The sequence below is a fragment of the Cysteiniphilum marinum genome (genome assembly GCF_014857925.1).
Taxonomy (GTDB): domain Bacteria; phylum Pseudomonadota; class Gammaproteobacteria; order Francisellales; family Francisellaceae; genus Caedibacter; species Caedibacter marinus.
The window spans coordinates 122,720-139,776 of sequence record NZ_JACYVZ010000005.1 but is presented as its reverse complement, the minus strand read 5'-3'; the positions used below and the strand labels follow the sequence as shown (position 1 = coordinate 139,776).

General features: G+C 35.1%; 15 protein-coding genes. 2 read left to right on the top strand and 13 right to left on the bottom strand.

The features are described from left to right. The first annotated feature begins 91 nt into the window (after nt 1-91). On the top strand, nt 92-469 hold the full coding sequence (locus IE867_RS04790; protein WP_192483636.1) for a hypothetical protein: 378 nt from the start codon (nt 92-94) through the stop codon (nt 467-469). Nucleotides 470-552: 83 nt separating this feature from the next. On the opposite strand, the gene IE867_RS04785 is transcribed toward IE867_RS04790, so the two are convergent. The 12 genes from IE867_RS04785 to iglE form a co-directional block, all read right to left on the bottom strand. Further along, the gene (locus IE867_RS04785; RefSeq protein WP_192483635.1) at nt 553-855 is read right to left on the bottom strand and encodes a helix-turn-helix domain-containing protein; all 303 of its coding nucleotides are present in this window, start codon (nt 853-855) and stop codon (nt 553-555) included. Between the two features lie 9 nt (nt 856-864). Further along, nucleotides 865-1,146 carry a hypothetical protein gene (locus IE867_RS04780; RefSeq protein ID WP_192483634.1) on the bottom strand — a complete coding sequence of 94 codons (282 nt, stop codon included), beginning with the start codon at nt 1,144-1,146 and terminating at the stop codon, nt 865-867. Nucleotides 1,147-1,242: 96 nt separating this feature from the next. After that, a complete protein-coding gene (locus IE867_RS04775; protein ID WP_192483633.1) occupies nt 1,243-2,376 on the bottom strand; it encodes a tyrosine-type recombinase/integrase in 1,134 nt (377 codons plus the stop codon). A 249-nt stretch (nt 2,377-2,625) separates the two neighbouring features. Continuing rightward, nucleotides 2,626-2,913, bottom strand: a complete 288-nt coding sequence (locus tag IE867_RS04770; RefSeq protein ID WP_192483632.1) for a CopG family antitoxin — start codon at nt 2,911-2,913, stop codon at nt 2,626-2,628. Then, nucleotides 2,892-3,179, bottom strand: a complete 288-nt coding sequence (locus IE867_RS04765) for an ADP-ribosyl-(dinitrogen reductase) hydrolase (RefSeq protein ID WP_192483631.1) — start codon at nt 3,177-3,179, stop codon at nt 2,892-2,894. Before IE867_RS04765 ends, IE867_RS04770 begins: the two co-directional genes overlap by 22 nt. Nucleotides 3,180-3,448: 269 nt before the next feature. After that, on the bottom strand, nt 3,449-5,929 hold the full coding sequence (locus tag IE867_RS04760) for a hypothetical protein (protein WP_192483630.1): 2,481 nt from the start codon (nt 5,927-5,929) through the stop codon (nt 3,449-3,451). Nucleotides 5,930-5,954: 25 nt separating this feature from the next. Continuing rightward, nucleotides 5,955-8,255 carry a hypothetical protein gene (locus tag IE867_RS04755; RefSeq protein WP_192483629.1) on the bottom strand — a complete coding sequence of 767 codons (2,301 nt, stop codon included), beginning with the start codon at nt 8,253-8,255 and terminating at the stop codon, nt 5,955-5,957. Between the two features lie 90 nt (nt 8,256-8,345). Further along, nucleotides 8,346-9,221 carry a LuxR C-terminal-related transcriptional regulator gene (locus IE867_RS04750; RefSeq protein WP_192483628.1) on the bottom strand — a complete coding sequence of 292 codons (876 nt, stop codon included), beginning with the start codon at nt 9,219-9,221 and terminating at the stop codon, nt 8,346-8,348. 56 nt (nt 9,222-9,277) lie between these two features. Continuing rightward, nucleotides 9,278-10,309 carry a type VI secretion system protein IglI family protein gene (locus IE867_RS04745; RefSeq protein WP_192483627.1) on the bottom strand — a complete coding sequence of 344 codons (1,032 nt, stop codon included), beginning with the start codon at nt 10,307-10,309 and terminating at the stop codon, nt 9,278-9,280. Nucleotides 10,310-10,325: 16 nt separating this feature from the next. Continuing rightward, entirely contained in the window at nt 10,326-10,766 is a 441-nt protein-coding gene (locus IE867_RS04740) for a hypothetical protein (protein WP_192483626.1), read from the bottom strand. 13 nt (nt 10,767-10,779) lie between these two features. Next, nucleotides 10,780-14,268, bottom strand: coding sequence for a PAAR-like protein (locus IE867_RS04735; RefSeq protein ID WP_192483625.1), 3,489 nt, complete (start codon nt 14,266-14,268; stop codon nt 10,780-10,782). 12 nt (nt 14,269-14,280) lie between these two features. Beyond that, nucleotides 14,281-14,727 (bottom strand): type VI secretion system lipoprotein IglE, encoded by a 447-nt coding sequence (iglE, locus tag IE867_RS04730; RefSeq protein ID WP_192483624.1) that lies wholly within the window; start codon nt 14,725-14,727, stop codon nt 14,281-14,283. 380 nt (nt 14,728-15,107) lie between these two features. Here iglE and IE867_RS04725 point away from each other — a divergent pair, with 380 nt between their 5' ends. Beyond that, complete coding sequence (locus IE867_RS04725) at nt 15,108-15,671, top strand: hypothetical protein (RefSeq protein ID WP_192483623.1); 564 nt, start codon at nt 15,108-15,110, stop codon at nt 15,669-15,671. Nucleotides 15,672-15,786: 115 nt separating this feature from the next. Here the strand turns inward: IE867_RS04725 and IE867_RS04720 are convergent, their stop codons facing one another. Continuing rightward, nucleotides 15,787-17,028, bottom strand: coding sequence for an MFS transporter (locus tag IE867_RS04720; RefSeq protein WP_192483622.1), 1,242 nt, complete (start codon nt 17,026-17,028; stop codon nt 15,787-15,789). Nucleotides 17,029-17,057: the final 29 nt, after the last annotated feature.

Genomic DNA, 17,057 nt, shown 5'->3' with positions numbered 1-17,057 from the left:
ATGTTTGCCTGACATAATTTTTGTTATCTTGTGAATGATATTTAACTATGCTGGTTACCATATTTCATTTACTCAAAACCGGCAAAGATAAATGTCGCCGACCGGCAAAGATAATTGTCGTTCAATACGCGTTTCTAATTATTTTTATATACCTGTGGGATCAATATTTACGCTGAGCTATCCACAAGCAATTATTCAGGCAAACGTTGAGTTTGCATGGTTGGTTTATGGTGTACAATATAGCGGTGTTGATGGCGGACTATATAACCCACAGCGTCAGGGTTGGGGTCTTAATAGCTCTTTTTTAGCAGGGAGTAATGCAGTAAACTTTGCATGGCTAGCAGGCCCATTTGTTCGATACTGGAAAATACAAACATCAGAAAAAGCAAACGGGAATCAATATGCAAACTGGTATGAGCCACAAAACCAAACGCTTATAGTTGGGCTAATGCTATCATTTAAGTTTTAAGTGGTTGTTTCCATTTTGGAAAAGACTAAAGCGGTCAGTTGACAATTATCTGATTAATGTTTGATTTGAAAAACTTTTAATTTTCATGCCAAGTTTACCCTATAATTTAGACTGTTTCTTCTTAAAGAATCCTGAACAGCTAAGGTTACAAAAAATCTTTTACTTTGACCTAGTTTATTAGCAATATCAATAGCCTTAGCAATACTTATGCTTTTTCTGTTATGTTCCAGATCACAAAGGTAGCTCCTTGAGACTCCAATTTTGTCTGCAAACTCAGATTGTTTTAAATCATCATACTCTGTAACTCTTATTGTATGTATAGCTTCTCCAATACTTAATTCATCACCCAACAATTCATCCATAAATTTACTAGCGTCAACATTCATATTATCACCTCAGTATTTATGTTTGTTAATATCAAAAACTTCTGCAATTTCAATTGTATTCTTAGATGTTTCAACGTAAAACGCCCTATAACCACCATTTAACCTTACTGATCTTTGATTTTTTCTAGTGCCAAACAAAGGTTCATCATGATACCCCTTAATTTTTCTAACATTGGCAATGCCCAACATTTCTACTTGCTTAATCCATAGCCGCAATTTTCTTTGGACTTGATTTGGAAGTTTATGTACTTTCTTTTGAGCATTCTTAGTTAATTCTACTTTCTTTACCATCACTCAATACATTGCAAGTAATTCACAATTTAATTGTACACTTTTTTAGTGAACTTTCAAGAGTTTATAAAATAATAAATACTGGTTTAACTTTTTCTAAAGCAAATCAACTGCTTTCTGTTTATGCTCTGGCGCTAGATGTGCATAACGCAATGTCATTTTGAAATCTGAATGCCCAAGCAATTCTCTCACGGTTTCTAGGCTTTGCCCTTTCATGATTAATTGACTAGCAAAGTTATGCCGTAAGTCGTGAAACCTGAAGTTCTCAACCTCAGCATTTTTAGTTAGCGTTGCCCAGGAGCGCTTTATATTATCTAAGCGCCCGTGTGTGACTGGTGATTCAAAAATAAAATCATCTTTTTGTTTGTTCTGAATTAAGTCCATGATGATTGCGCTAATTGTTGGGTGCATGGGTATTGCACGGCTTTTCCCGCTTTTAGTTGTCGTCTTATCCAGTATGATTTGATTTGCAGTTAAATCGATATCTTTGACTTTTAGACTGAATATCTCCCCTCTGCGCATACCTGTATAGTATGCCGTTTTAACAATATGTTTAATGTACTCTGGGGCATCTTCTAGTGCCTTGAAAAATCTTTCTGTTTCATCTGCCGTTAAATACCTGATAATGCCGTCATTTTCTTCTTGAAGCTTTTTAAACTGTGCAAATGGGGTGCTTTCTATATAGCCAAACTCAACAGCTCGCGAAAACGCTGATTTTATAATTGTTAACTTACGATTAATACGCGCATTGCTTACGCCTTTTTTTTTCTGATCTAGCACCCACTTATGCAACATGTCTTTTGTGATTGCGGGCAAGGGCGTTTTTTCCCATGTCTTGAAATCACTTAAAAGCACCAACGCAACCCAATATGCTGTTTTGCGATTAGCTTTAAACCAGTCAATAAAAAATGGCACATACTCGCCAAAAGTAATTTTGCCCTTGTGATTGCGGCTGTTTTTCTCTTTTTGGATGTCAATGCCTTGTGATAATAAACCCATTAAGCGTTGAGCTTCTTGCCTTGCTTGCTGCAACGTGATCGAACCATGCCGCCCGATTGTGTAGCGCATATATTTTTTTTCACTGTTCAAGTAACGTAAGCTGTAAAACTTTTCATTACTAACATTGACGCGCAAAATTAATCCTTTTGTTTCTGTGTCTGAGTAATCGACTCTAACATTTTGTGCTTTTAAGTTATCAATAGTGGATTTGGTGAATTTAAGTTTTGGCATGGGGTGAATTTGGGGTGGTCTGTAATGTCATTTATATCGACATAATATTATTCATAATGACATAGTCAAGTCTTACAATACTTAAAATCAATTTAATTGACATTATACAATCATTGATGCATGTTATAACTGCCCTCCGGAGCCAAAGGTCGGACGTTCAAATCGTCTCGGGTGCGCCATACTTAAAGCCTTCTAGATAAAAGCATTAAGTCGTATCAGATTATATCTAAACTAATACAGATGATTTATTTAATGTCCCACAACGCTATTCTTATGATGCATAGAAACATACTCAGTTAATACCTGACGAATCAGCGGCTGATAGCTTATGCCTTTTGATGAAGCTATGTGCTTCAAGTCGTCAATAAGATCTTGCTGTAGTCGACAGGAAATTAATTTTAAATTAAGCCCCTTGTCAGCACTTGTTTTAAAAGGCACTGCATGTTCAATATCTGTGCCTAACTTACCTTCATCCCAACTTGTATCATTTTCAATGTCAGCCAATATATGGCGATCTAGTTTTTGTTGTTTAGGCATTCGTAAATCTCCTGCTCTCTTGCATTAGGTTCATAAGATGTTTTCAGAACAAGATCATCTTCAAATTCAATAAACACCACCTTCAAAAGTCTCCCCGTATCGGTTCTGGCTAAAAACCACTGTGTCGGGGGAATGGTTCTATTTTGTTCTCTATCATCTATCAGCGTGCAACCTTCTCTGTTTATAAAACATTGATGGACTTCACTTATTGTTACTTTATGCTTATTCCAAAGCTTTTCTTTAATCTTTGTAGTTGCTACTAACATTATAAGCACCCATCACGCTGCCTGTATATCTATTATATATACAAAATAAAGTAATGCAAGAAATCGTGATTGAAGCAATCAACAACACTTTGCCTATGCTCCAAACCGGAAATGCCGTTGTTATCTCGCTGCATCATTAGTCTTTGTATGTATCTTGACATTTTAGTTACATTGACATTTCTAAGGTTCGATAAGCGCTAGAAACAATAATGCTTTGCATGATATTCCAATATTGATTCAGTTACTGTATGACAAATAGATGCAAGAAATCAACACAATGTATTCAAGCTTGCCAAATAGTCATTCGTTGTCTCACGATTATGCTCGGCTAGTGTTCTTCTTATGTTATGAATAACCTCTTTATCATTATACGCATCATCTAAATCAACATAGTCTGCATGGTAATCACTATCAGCATATCGTGATAATTTTTCCATGAATTGGCCAATATATTGATAGTCTTCATTAATTGAGACTTGTACTTCATTGCTATTATTATGAAAAAATTCACGCACTTTAGCTATGGTAATACCCTCTCTTTGATTAGCAAATTGCTCACGTACTTTAGTCTGAAAAGCAATTTCTTGCGATATCCGTCCATAACGATTGAGTGCTTTTTCGAATGACTTAGCAATCTCATATCCTTGGTTAGTTGATGATATTAACCTATCGCCATCATTACGGATAAGCCCAACATCCTCACCCAAAACAAGCATTCTCTTTGACGCATCTTCCATTATACTTTTTACCCGTGTATCTAGCTCAGCAAAGCACGTCTTAATTTTCTTTAAATTTTGCACTTGGTCAGCGCCAATATTTATTTCTTTAGTAAAAATTCTATCGCCATACTCTTGCACAATAAGCAAAATAAAGTTCAATAAAGGAACCTGTAATATTAGATTAATTTGCTTAATTGCAACAATCAAATAATTAGCTAAAAGCTCTAAATGCAAACGCCCATCAGTGGTAACAATATTGCTACCAAAACGAAATGAGATTTCTGAGCTCGTATATATATTTTTCTTCTTTTTTGCCTCTAAGAACCTATCTAAGACATTCGCCATCAATAAGTCAAAATTCTCACCTTTTCTAAAGTGGGTTGTATTATTTGGCGTGTAATTATAAATATATGCCTTGAAATCATTCTCAATTTGATTACCGGCTTCTTTTACTAAGATATCCGTCTCATTATACAGCTTAAGTAGCTTTTTAAGTCGCTCCTCTAGTGTTTCGCCTCCCTCTTCATTTTCAATAGGCTTTAATAAATTTGATAATTCTGTAAATTTCGCTCTAATCTTCTCCTCGTGTATTTCTTTGATACAGTAAACTCTAGAGAAAAATCTTGATAAATTTTCAGTGATTTCATTTAACGTATTTGTACGTTGTACAACCTGCTCTTTGTATTTTTCTTTAATCCCTTTTAGCTCATCTTTTACAGTCGAACTAGCCTCCTTATTCATTGCATTTTGATCAATCTGCTCAACTGCATATGAAATAGCTTCTGCTTTGGCCTTCACATATTTTGAATCCTTGTGTAATATCTCCCAGTTTTTATTCAATTGATTAGGATAATCTTGCCGGTAAACAGTTGTTATTGCGTACATAATATATTTATTTTTATTCAATAGATTTCTTTCTCTTGATAATCTATGAGGAACTTGGGCTATTGATGATTGAGAATTTTTAGAAGGCTGATAATCGTCAATAATTTCCACTTTATGTTTCTGTTTACGAATAATTGCATCTTCAAATAATATTAATGCTTCTTTACTAAAACTTTGTTTATCAACCTCTGCTGTTCCTCCTTTACTCATTCCGTCATATAAATATAGTAATTTTCGGTAAGGTGATATACCATCTCTATCTTCATCAACTTTAGCTGTTGCATTATTCACTGCATGTAAATATAGTAGATCTTTTGAGCCTAAGATTTCTTTGAAATGTATGAGCTTTTGCTTTGCCACATCGATATTGGATATAGAAGTTCTATATTTTGCAACATGACACTTTTGATCAAAATTTTTAATAAAGCCGCCCGCTAAGAAAGTACTTGAAAGTGTAAAGTTCTCTGCCAATCTTGCCGCTGATGAAACCACATTTTTGGCTGCTTCAAACTTTGAATAATAACTGCGTGTTAAAAGATAAGTATTTAACTTACCAAATACTCCAATCCCTTTGTTATATAGCTCAGCAAACGCCTTGTAACAGTCACCTTCACCTCCCCCAAGAGGTGACGTTTCGGTAACATTACTTTTTGTCGTTAGTCGCTTCCATAGTTTAAGTCGATTTAAAAAACCTAAAAGCGTATGATAATCAAAGTTCTTACTGGCAAGTTCCATCAAATATTCATAGTTCTCCATACATACCCACATACGCTCAGGGGCAGCACCTTTAAAGTAATTATTGCCGCGTTTGGCAACAATACGCAGGTATTGTTCCAATGGTTTTGCCAAATACACACAGTATTTGGTATAAATACTTGATGAAATAGGTGTTTGAGCAGCTAGGTAACGTCCAGACACAGAATACATATTTTTCTTATTAAACACATCATTGAGTAGATCAACTTTTAATTTACGCCAGAATAAATAACCTGTGGATTTGGCATCACTAACCTCGAACCCAGACATAATTGGCACGGTTGACTGCGAATCACGCCCTCGATAACTTTCCAAAATAGGTAAGAAATTCTTTTCCTTAATGCTTAAACCTTCTGACTTATTTAGTCCTAAGCTAATAGATGTTAACATGGTCACTTCTCCAAAAGATTAATCATTAAATTGCTTCAAGTTTTAACGCTTCTAACTTAGCTTTAAATGCGTTTATTACTTCGGTATCTTTTTCAAGTAATTGAACTCTAAAGTTCTCTGAATTAATATTATCATTATAACCTAACGCATTAATCACTGCTTTTTCTTCTTGCGCTAATACAGTACTTATACCTCCTATCGATGATTTTGCATCTGACGCCATTGCCGCACTGGTTAATACTTTCAGCAATCCGCCTTTTGATAATTTACCAGATACCAGCTCATAATAATTGACAATACCTTGTTTAATGTGATCCAGTACAACCGTATTTTGTAATGCTAAATTATTCATTGCCGAAACTGCTTTATTTTGCTCATTGGTCATGCCAAGAGTAGTTTTTAAACCTTCCGTCACTGTACTTCCTACCGCATTAGATTCTGTTGCTGCACGGATTGAGCTCATAGTGACACCTGTTTTTTTATAAAGTCCTAGTTGAATCATAACTTCCTTATTGCGTGTTTTAAGCTCTGCAATTAATTTCTTGGACATATCAGTGATAGAGTGAAGCTCACTTTTAAATGCACCTCTTTGAATACCTTTTAAGTCTTTTGATTCATAGCCATCAGAAATACGTGTCATCAATTGTGTCGCCGTCTGTAGTTCTGTCGTTGCACGCTTGATAACATCAATACACTTCTCACCAATCAATGCAATACTACTATCACCAAACTCCTGGGCATAATCACGATAAAAACGGATTAATGCAGTGTAAAGGCCAAAACGCACATAACTAAACACGAGTTCATATACTTTATCATGCAATTTATTTGCATCTGCATGCCCTTGGAATGATTTACGCACACTCCCTGTACGAAACTCTCCATGTCTCATTGTATTACGTTTACCATGATCTAACTTCAAAACATTTGAACTATTTGCATTAGGCACCAGTTTTACCCAATCTTGATGTAACTCACTTGTCTGTCCAATCACACACTTTTCTATAATTGCATAATAAGCATCTCGATGAGCTATATTCGTCAGGGTTACTTTTTGTAATGATTGAATAATGCTATGCGCACGCGCTATGGTGAATTTATAACCAACCTGCTTTTCATCACTGTAATTTGAACCTGTTTGCATTGCCACATGGGGTAATAGCCAAGTTAGCTTTTCAATAAGCTTTTTAACAGCAGGTGAGCTAATTTTTTGCTGTAAAAGTTCTTCATTAAGTTCAATTGCTTCTAGGTTTCGAACTGCTGCTATTGTTTCAGATGATTTCGCAAGTGACGTTGAACGACTGTTTTGGGGAATATAACGTAAACCTGCTTCAATTGCTGGTAATTGTTGTTTTATTTCAGCTCGAATAATATCTGCTGAAGATAAAAATTTGTACATCCCTTCCAAAGAAGCTTCATTCATAAATAAACTTTCATCAAGCTTAGACACCAAAGATCGAGTGCAATAATATGTGCATAAACTTTGCACCTGATAATAAGCAACTGCGAAAATATTTTGAAATAATTGCTTTACAATACCTTCTAGTAAATGTTTTGCCTTACCATTTATATAGGTATCTTCATAAACCAACATATACCAGAGATTAACCCTATCAGCAAACGTACTTAATGTATAGTAATCTAAATGCTGCTCAGAAAGCTTGGTAATATAATCAATATTCTCATTTAATAACCATAAATAATCTTTCTGTGAGAACATCTTCACCTCTTTTATTGATACCGAGGATTCTTTGATTTGCTCACTATCATTACTGGTATAATACTTTGAAAACACTTGCATTAGCTCAATAGCATAGGCTGAGAAATTGCTTTCATGCCCAATATTTTGATACATAAACACACTTTGTCTTCGTAGAATCTGCTCTAGATTTTGCCGTGTCATATAGCTATTTAAACGAATTTTTAGCGTTCCAATTAAAGGGACCGTTTTATACGTATCGCTTGGATCAAAATACATTTGTGGATTGGGTAAAACATTTGCTTTTTGATAGAGCTGAAAGATAAGCTCCATCCCTGTTTTTTGATCCACTTCTCTTTTCTTAAATCCGCCACTTCTTAAACCTGCCCAGTAATATTTTTTACTTGACACCCCTGTTCTTGAAACATCTTGCGTTAAATCTTGCTGTAGTTTATTAACTGAATTATTTTTACTTGGCGATACATCAGGGGATAAACTCTCCAATGCAATATTAGTTGCTTTATTGGTTACTGCACGCTGAGCACTTTGTTGAGCACTAGTCTTAATGTGATTCCCAAGGCTTGTAACCACTGAACCTCCGGGAACTAAAGTACTAAATAATCCCATAACTTATTATCCTTTTATTGCTTTCCTTAAACTAAACTATCAAGTTTTCAGACATAAATTATGGGGGAGCTCTACCTATTTTGTTGTTTTTTAATACATTTCTTTAGTTCGAATATGCTCTTTGACTTTAGACTTGTAAAACATTTGCAAGAAAACATCTAGTTGTTGACGGTTATCAAATCTAAATTTATGCCGAATTGCATCAACTGATTTTTCAACGGTTCTAAGTGAACGATTTAATGTATTTGCAATCTGGCTTGCACTCATGCCAAGCGCAATTAGTTTGATATAATCGACGTTTTTGTTTGTTAGGTAATACTCTTCTTTGAGTTCATCATAAGGAGAGAATGTACTACTTAAATCATAGTATCTATGCTCTTTGGACATTTTTTCTGTTGTAAAATAATGTACTCTTTGATGTTTAAAATCACCTTCCCTAAATTGACGATAGAAATACAAAACGGTATCAAATAGTTGATTAAATAGTTCCTGATAACGATACCTACCATCGTTAACTCCAAGCAAAAAGCAATGACAGTCTTTACAGACACCAAGATCGTACTCAATGACAATAGGTAAGAAACCATGCTCACGATGAATAATCCGCTCATAAGCTGCTTTACTTTCTTGACAAAAGCTCTCTAAACGATTGTAAATAGGTTCAACGCTATTAATCGAATAAACTTTATCCTCTTTCCATAGTTTCTTTAACACATATGAACGAATAAGCCTTAAATCTGACGATAGCATAAATATAGAAAAGTCTGGCCATACACGCAAAAAAGTATAGTTTCTGACATTTAATTCTGGTGCAGTCATATTAATAATTCGCTTGATAGGCTCAGTATTAGCGATTGAAACACCACGCAACTTTGCATATTCTTTGGTATTGATAATCAACTTAATGATATCATTATTTAAAATCAACGTGTTACACTCTTGTTGCTCCTCAATATCAGTCATCATAGCATATAATCACTTATTCACTCATTGATCGTTTTGAACAAGTCAGAGTTTAGCGTTTAAAAGTCATTTAAATCATCAAAGTCATGATCAGCATCTTCAGCTGAAGCCAGATTATAATTCTCTGATATTTGCTGATTCTTCTGAGTATCTTGCATTTTATTATTGTCACTCAGTATTGTTTTAGAACTTACGTTCCCTGCTGTGAGTAACAGCTCTGGCGCCATTTGGTACTGCTGAGATAAAAGCATCCACTCAACGGTGTTTTGCTGCTCCTGAGTAAAGCTCAATATTTGTGCCAGCGTTTCCACATTAAGTATTTGATAAAGCGCCAAAAAGGCCTCTGGGAAATATTCTCTGGGATCAAAGTGCTGTAGTATATGACTAACATCTGCATAAACCACAGCTGCTGCAAAGTGATTTTTCTTTTCAATCAACTCTGTGAGCAACTTAATTTTTTGTTTGAGTATTTGCCATTTTTGACTGCCTTGATCCATCGCATCATTACTTAAATGATTTAAGGATGAACTTTGATTAATATCTCGTTGCTCAATATCATTATGTTGTACATCAACTGCCACACTCTCCTCTTTCAGCTTAATCTTATTAATTTTACGTAATAAGATGGAATAGTCCTCTTCAAAGTTTAATTGTGTTTCAGCAAAGCATGTTTTCAACATCTCCATGAAGTGACTAAATGCATTGGATAATGTTTCTTGTTCCATCTTTGTAATTGCGATAGGGCTTGCTTTTTGCAACATTTCATCGATCGTTTGAAAACTCCACTTATATACACCTTTGAATAGTTTCATATAGTTATCTTGTGGAGAGATCATCGCCAGTTGATCGGCAAAAAATGCCGTGAAGTCATCAAGTACGGTAGATACCTCAGTAATATTAACAGTTCTTAATTTACTAATTAGCCAGTAAAAAATAACACGTATATCTAAAATTTGTTCTTCTTTCAGCACCTCAAATGCTGAGGTTAAAAGACGCTCATAATCCAATGACTCAATATGTGCTTGTAAGTCAGAAAGCTCCGCCAAACCAAGTCTTCCTTGGATAAAATCTATCTCTTGTATATTTTTCATGTTGATTTTTTCTCCTTTAATCTTGTGTTACTTGATTTGCCATCTGACGAATTCTTGAAGCTTTCATGGTAATGTTACTTGAAACCTGTGCCTCAATATTAGATCCATCAATCGTAAATGAACTACCACCAATATTAATTTCTAGCTCTCCATCCTTAAAAGTGAGCTTGCTGCTACCAATCTGAATAGTTAATGACTCAAGCTGCATTGTCATATCACTACCGCTTAAAAGAACCTTTCCCTCTTGATCCATGCTCATCGTTGCAACAGCACTTCCTGAGGGCTTTACCTCACTAATCATTTGCTCTGTTGCCGTATGTTTGATATTTGCCGCTGAGCTTGTAACCATCTCCTCTGACAAATCAAGCACTTGCGACACTGAAGCCGAAGAAGAGCTTAATGACAAACTAATATTATCGATCTTTTGAGCGATGGATGAATTATTATCTCCTGACATAACGACCTCTTAACTATAAATGAATTTTAACGGTTTCTTGATTCGGATTTTCTACCGTTACATCGACATTACATAATGCACACTTCAGTGTACTGCTACTGGTAACCACATCCTGACCATCAGCATCTATATTGTTAGAAGCATTTTCAAATGGCATAAAACTCATCATACAAAACGTTGGCAGCATACCTTGAGTTGCTGAGATATAAGGGTTTGAACTATTATTGCAACATTGGCTAGGAATAAAATTAATAAATGCAGCATTGTCCATTTGTGTGACCATTGTTTTACCAGGTCCATAATTAATACCCGTTGGTGGTTTGTTAATGATAAAAGGCTGCAATGAAGATGGGCATTTTAAGGTTGCTCCTGCTGCAACACCCAACTCTGCTTGAGCTGGTAGCTCTTGATAGACGCCTAGCGCATATTCAACACATGCTAATGCGATAGCTAATGGCGCGATACTTGGCCAAGGAATGCTCGGAAGTGCGATAAGATTTGGAATTAAACTTTCTAACATTCCCAATAAATCAGGCAACTGAGGTAAAGATGGAATGGTTGGTAAATTAATGTTTGGCAATGATAAATCGGGCAAGTTCAATGAAAATGGAAAAGGAAAACTCACAGCCGACATACCAAATCCAGACCAGGTCGGCAATAGTGATGATAATTGATTTATCAAGGAATTAATTTCATTTAGAAGTGCGCCCTGACAATCTTTAACTGAATTTAAAATTTGTAATAAGGTAGCAATAATCTGATTAAGCAGATCAGACAGTCCACTAAAGTCAGGCAAGCTTGGAAAGTTCACACTAGGAAGCGATGGTAAATCAAGATTAATTGCGGGCATTACAATATTGGGAATTTGTGGCAATGACAACGAGATATCAGGAAAAGGAATATTAAATGCCATTATTGGTAGATCACAAAGTGACTGATCAATACCACCGATTATAAAAGCCAGACTCATGAGTGAAGATAAGTCAGCACCACTTGGAATGTCTGGCATTTTATCCGTTATTTGTGCGGTAAGTTCACTTGTACCAAAACCTGAACTTAAGGTAGCAAGTTTCTGATTTATATCATCTAATTGCCCCGAAACATTAGGCGCTGTTGGCATCTCATCCAAGGCCTCACCTAGTAATGCATCGGTATCTGGCATTTGCGGTACATTACTGATATTTGCCAACGGCAAAAGCTGCGCATTGAAGCCAGAAAATGCATTCTCAAGATCTGAACCTGAGGAAGAAATAACATTATGGTAATCAGGCAATACCAAACCGTTGCTAAAGTTGGCAAGATTGGCTTGATTAAACTGCAATGGCTGAAATCCATTCTCAAGTTGAGAAACTGCATTTTGATAGGTTTGATCTACCAAGCCATCGTAGGGATTGGCTAAATTTACTTGCGTATAATTCTCAGGATTAAGCGTACTTAATTGTTGATTTAAACTTGCTTGTTGCATAGCAAGCGTCTGCTTTGCTTGCGCCTCTAATGCATCGTAACTATATTGCGATTGTAATGCACTTAAAGTGGTATTTAAACCCATCAATTGCGTATAGGTAGATGAATATTCTCCCTCTATATCGGCCAAGCTCATTCCATTGACCATTAGGCTATTGAGATTAGCTGGCATGACAGAATCTATCTGTGGCAGACCTTCATTCAAGCCGGTTAAATCAGGTAGTGATATAGCAGGTGGTGCTAAAACTCCATCAAGACTTATTTGAGATAAGCCTGCTGCTATTTGATCAAATGGTGAGCTTGTTGGCATGGCAGGAAATGGCATAGATATCGCAGGCATCTCATTACTACTTAAGCTCATTAAATTAGATAACTCTGCCTGATAAGCACTTAAAGCATTTGCCGTATTTGCAAGGGGGTTACTCTCGAGTATATTGCTACTGAGCAAATTGGTTCCATCAGTAAGTAAATCGCCAATTTCTGGTAATTGCGCTTTAATCTCTGGTTGCTGCAAATCACTACAACAGTTGATTTTACCAGCTAATGATTGCAGCATCGTGTTTGCTTGACCTAGTTTGTTAACACCCTGATTAAAAGGATTGTTAATATCATTTGCTAAATTGCTTACATTAGTATTGATTGTGTTATTTAAAGATTGAAACGCTGAACTTGCTTGATCAACTGTATTGACCTCTTGGTTAAGAGAATTGCTCAAATCACTTGCTAAATTATTTACAGTATCATTAACGTTATTACTTGAGCTTTGCGGTAAGGATACCGTGTTTGGGATCAATACTTTTTTGCTGCCAACAAGGCTTGAGGGCACCAGTGTAGCAAGTTGTGCACTCATTACCTTATTGCCAGCACTATCACTCATCTCTTTTAGCCCTTTGAGAACTTCACCTAGTTGAATATTTTTGGTTTTTGTCAACTGACGCAATTTGCTAACTGTTTTTGTTCGAGTTTTTGAGTTATCATCTGCTACTTGTTTATCTTGTATTGGCTGTGTTTCTTCTGTTTTTTCCAGAGCTTTAGCAATATTGTTGCTATCTGTTTGCTTAGGTAAATATTCCGATTCGGGAATAGACTGACCATATACTGATTTGTAATCTTCCTGAATATCATCTATTTGATATTGCGTTGATCTTAGGTCTAAAATATTCGACCTTAATGTCTTAACCTTCTCAAGATTGCCTGCTTTATATTCATTTTGAACAATGCGCTCAATAAGCTTATTTTGTTCATCAACCTTCTCTATAAGTGCAGATCTTGATTTCTTTAAAACATTGTACTTAGCATTATTTTTGTCAGTTATCGATGATAATTTTGTGGCTGATGATAATGAGGCAGCATGCTTAGATAGTTGTTGTATTTCAGATTGGGCTGATTTTACATTCTGTTGTTGTAATGCATCCAATGTACTATTTTGCTTGGAAATTTGTGATTGTACTGCTGTAGTATGATTGTGTATTGATGACTCTAAAGGCTCACTTTGCTTATTTATTGCCATTGCATTACTTGCATCTGACTGCTCATTGTTTGCACTTGGCTTTTCTGTCAGCTTTTTTTCTAACTCAATATGAGACTTTATCTGATGCTGTAAAATGGTTGTATTTTTCCCAGCTTCTTCAAGGAGATTCTTTAAAGGTGCCTTCTTAGCATAACCACCAATTGTTTGCACATAACTAGAGAGTCCTTGATAACTTTCTTGCAAATGATGCATTGCAGGCGCTCTAACCTCTAAATCATGGGCTTTTGCACAATCTTTAATAGCCTTGGCAACGCTTTTCTGGCGATTTGGAATTACATTTTCCGAATTATACTTGTCCTCAAAAGACTGATTAAATATTGCTGAATCCGGACATTGATAAAGCTTATCCGCAGAAAGAGCAGTCAGAAGCTTATCTTGATGAAAAAGCATTTTATAAGGCGTTTTGTCAATATCATGAAGGGGTGAGTCTGCCTCAAACTCATCATATGTTTTATATCGCTTCAAAAGCTCGCGCATTTGATCAGTAACATTGCCCACCACTTTCATATAATGCGCTCTCTAATTTATATCCACACTGGAAGCTGTTACATTTAAGGTGTGAGACTTGCCAGAAACGGGTAATAGATAAGACCATCGCTCGGCATCTATCAATGCTTTATCCAAAAAGTAAACACCCAGATATTTGCTATTTTGCTCTGGTGATATTGTAATCTTCTTTTCTTGTCCAGGAAAAACCTGATAACTTAAGAGCTTTTGATCTAACATTTGCTGATAGATATTGTCTTTAGTTTCAGCCATATAATTTTTAACATCATCATTTGTATTAATCACCACATAAAAACTATGTCCAGAGTTAACATTTTTTCCAACAGAAATTGTCATAGTTTGCTCTGGCGCTTTATTATCAGGAATTTTGTCTGTACTAAAAATTGAACACCCTGAAAGCGATGCAATACTACAAGCTAGAACAAGCAACTTAATAAACTCTATTAATCTTTTTTTCACTGCAATCCTCCAGTTATTACGTATTTAGAACACCATTATTATCCTTCATATAGCACCATCAAAAGTACCGTATTTATTCGGTAATACGCTTTTCTAAAACTAGATAAAATGGTATTTAGCAAAAATATGCAGATATCCATTCATTAGCATATAAGCTCACAAAAAGGAATCCACATGACCACATCAAGATCTGCTTTAAATCAAATTGTTAATAGAAACTCTTTTATACGCAGCTTGGTTCATTGCAAAAAGGTGGAATAAGCATTTATCGAGTTTTTATAAAATGATTTGGTATTTTTAAATAGCTGTAGAAATAGCATCCTTATGGTAATACGCCATCTTAATATACTTTTAAATAATTAATAATTATGGAGAAATTAATGCAGTATTATATTGGTATGTGTTGTGGTATAGTTTTTGATAGAACAAGATCAGATGAGATTGTGTCAGGTAATGGGCTTGGAATAGATAGAAACGCAAACAGGTTCAATGCAGGAGCTTTTGGTGGTATCTATAACGGATGTAAGGCAGTATTTGCTGTATCTAATGTGATTTTTGGACATTATCATCATGGCACCAAAAAAACATTCAATAAATGGCTAAGAGATATTCAAGTTAAATCCGCATCTAATCCAGTTACTATTTTAATAGGCTGTCCTGGTGATACTCTAGGTGACTTTGAATTTAGTCAACTTGAAGATCAAATTTCACAATCAAAAGTTAAAATCCAGACTATTATAAGGATTGAAAACTCTCAAATGAAAAATGTGGCTTCAACCCACATTAACTCCAAAGAAATTCACCTTCGAGATCTATCAGGAAACCTTGTGTATACTTATGACTTCTCGACAAAAAAATCTATTCAACATAAATTGGTTTCTGACAAAACATCTCTGTTGGAAAATAAGGAAGAAGATAAAAAGTTATGTTGTATTATACTATGAAATCAATAGGGAGAGCTACTGACAGCATTTGTATCGATCATTTTTGACTCAATAGCAAATATTATATATCAAACCCATATTCAAGATTCAAAATAGCTTCTTCCTTTTGAGCTATTTAATTATTAACTTGTTGCGATACCAGATAGCTTCCAATATTCAAAAAATATAATAGTATAGCAGTCAAAACAAAGACTATAATCGCCAAAATAAAAGGAAGATTAACTGATATATCTAATAACTTCTCACCAAATAATGATGTAATTGCTGAACCTGATGTAAATAGCGAAACAGTAACACCCATTACCCAGCCTTGCTTCTTATCTGAAACTGAATGAGAAAACATACCCAACATATTGGTATATGCAACACCAAAAGCAAGCATAAAAGCGCCTCCAAATATAAGGATGTCATAACTTTTCCAATTAATGAGCAGTAAAAGAAGCATTATGGCCATAACTGATAGATTTATAATCACACACTGCTTTTGTTTAAAATGTTTTTGGAATAATGGAACTAAAAATATTGTACTAATTGCCATTGCAATTCCTAATACAAGCATCATCAAACTATTCATAAAAACATCATAATGATACTTCCTGTACAAATAGACTGGTAAAAATATGTAGAATGTATTAAACGATATTTGCATTAAAAAGAATACAACCGATAACTTGAGAACATTCTTATTTTTAAAAACACCATAAAATTGGGTTATTATCTCAGTTGGTTTGAAATAATAACTACTTTTTTCCAACTTTGTTTGATCTTGATAAGTTATTAAGAGAATTAGAATATTAATAGCAATTAATATTAACGTCAGATAAAAGGGAAGCTGATCATTAAACCATAAGCATAAGCTTTTATCAGATAGCACTCCTCCAATAATAGGCCCAGCTATAAGCCCCAAAGAAAATGCAAACATGATTAATCCTAAATTTTTAGTACGCTCTTCTGTGCTGCTTACATCTATAATGGCGGCCTGCGCAATTGGTTGACTACCTGCTGTTATCCCACCAACAACCCTGCCAACGATAAGAAGTAATAAACTATTAGACGCAATTGCTAACCCTGTTAATCCATACCCTATGAAAAGACCAACCAAACAAATCAGTAACACACGTTTTCGTCCAATTTGATCTGATGTTTTAGCCAAGTATATTGCGCCTACAAACCAACAAATGAAAAAAATTGCAATGGTTATCCCATAGTATAACTGTCTTGTATCTGTACTGGTTCCATATGCTAAAAAATGCGTTTGTGGATTCATAATAACAGCACTCAAAACAGGAAATAATATCCCTATGCCTAAGGCATCAATAAAAACAACAAGTAGCAAAGCAAAAATTGACTTTCTCATATAATAAAATTACCTCAAATTAATATTGT

Excerpts from the sequence above, each read along its gene's own strand:
- IE867_RS04780 (WP_192483634.1), bottom strand. The coding sequence starts at position 1,146 with ATGGTAAAGAAAGTAGAATTAACTAAGAATGCTCAAAAGAAAGTACAT.
- IE867_RS04760 (WP_192483630.1), bottom strand. The coding sequence starts at position 5,929 with ATGTTAACATCTATTAGCTTAGGACTAAATAAGTCAGAAGGTTTAAGC.
- IE867_RS04750 (WP_192483628.1), bottom strand. The coding sequence starts at position 9,221 with ATGATGACTGATATTGAGGAGCAACAAGAGTGTAACACGTTGATTTTA.
- IE867_RS04725 (WP_192483623.1), top strand. The coding sequence starts at position 15,108 with ATGCAGTATTATATTGGTATGTGTTGTGGTATAGTTTTTGATAGAACA.
- IE867_RS04765 (WP_192483631.1), bottom strand. The coding sequence starts at position 3,179 with ATGTTAGTAGCAACTACAAAGATTAAAGAAAAGCTTTGGAATAAGCAT.
- IE867_RS04770 (WP_192483632.1), bottom strand. The coding sequence starts at position 2,913 with ATGCCTAAACAACAAAAACTAGATCGCCATATATTGGCTGACATTGAA.
- IE867_RS04735 (WP_192483625.1), bottom strand. The coding sequence starts at position 14,268 with ATGAAAGTGGTGGGCAATGTTACTGATCAAATGCGCGAGCTTTTGAAG.
- IE867_RS04755 (WP_192483629.1), bottom strand. The coding sequence starts at position 8,255 with ATGGGATTATTTAGTACTTTAGTTCCCGGAGGTTCAGTGGTTACAAGC.
- IE867_RS04740 (WP_192483626.1), bottom strand. The coding sequence starts at position 10,766 with ATGTCAGGAGATAATAATTCATCCATCGCTCAAAAGATCGATAATATT.
- IE867_RS04775 (WP_192483633.1), bottom strand. The coding sequence starts at position 2,376 with ATGCCAAAACTTAAATTCACCAAATCCACTATTGATAACTTAAAAGCA.
- IE867_RS04785 (WP_192483635.1), bottom strand. The coding sequence starts at position 855 with ATGAATGTTGACGCTAGTAAATTTATGGATGAATTGTTGGGTGATGAA.
- IE867_RS04720 (WP_192483622.1), bottom strand. The coding sequence starts at position 17,028 with ATGAGAAAGTCAATTTTTGCTTTGCTACTTGTTGTTTTTATTGATGCC.
- IE867_RS04790 (WP_192483636.1), top strand. The coding sequence starts at position 92 with ATGTCGCCGACCGGCAAAGATAATTGTCGTTCAATACGCGTTTCTAAT.
- IE867_RS04745 (WP_192483627.1), bottom strand. The coding sequence starts at position 10,309 with ATGAAAAATATACAAGAGATAGATTTTATCCAAGGAAGACTTGGTTTG.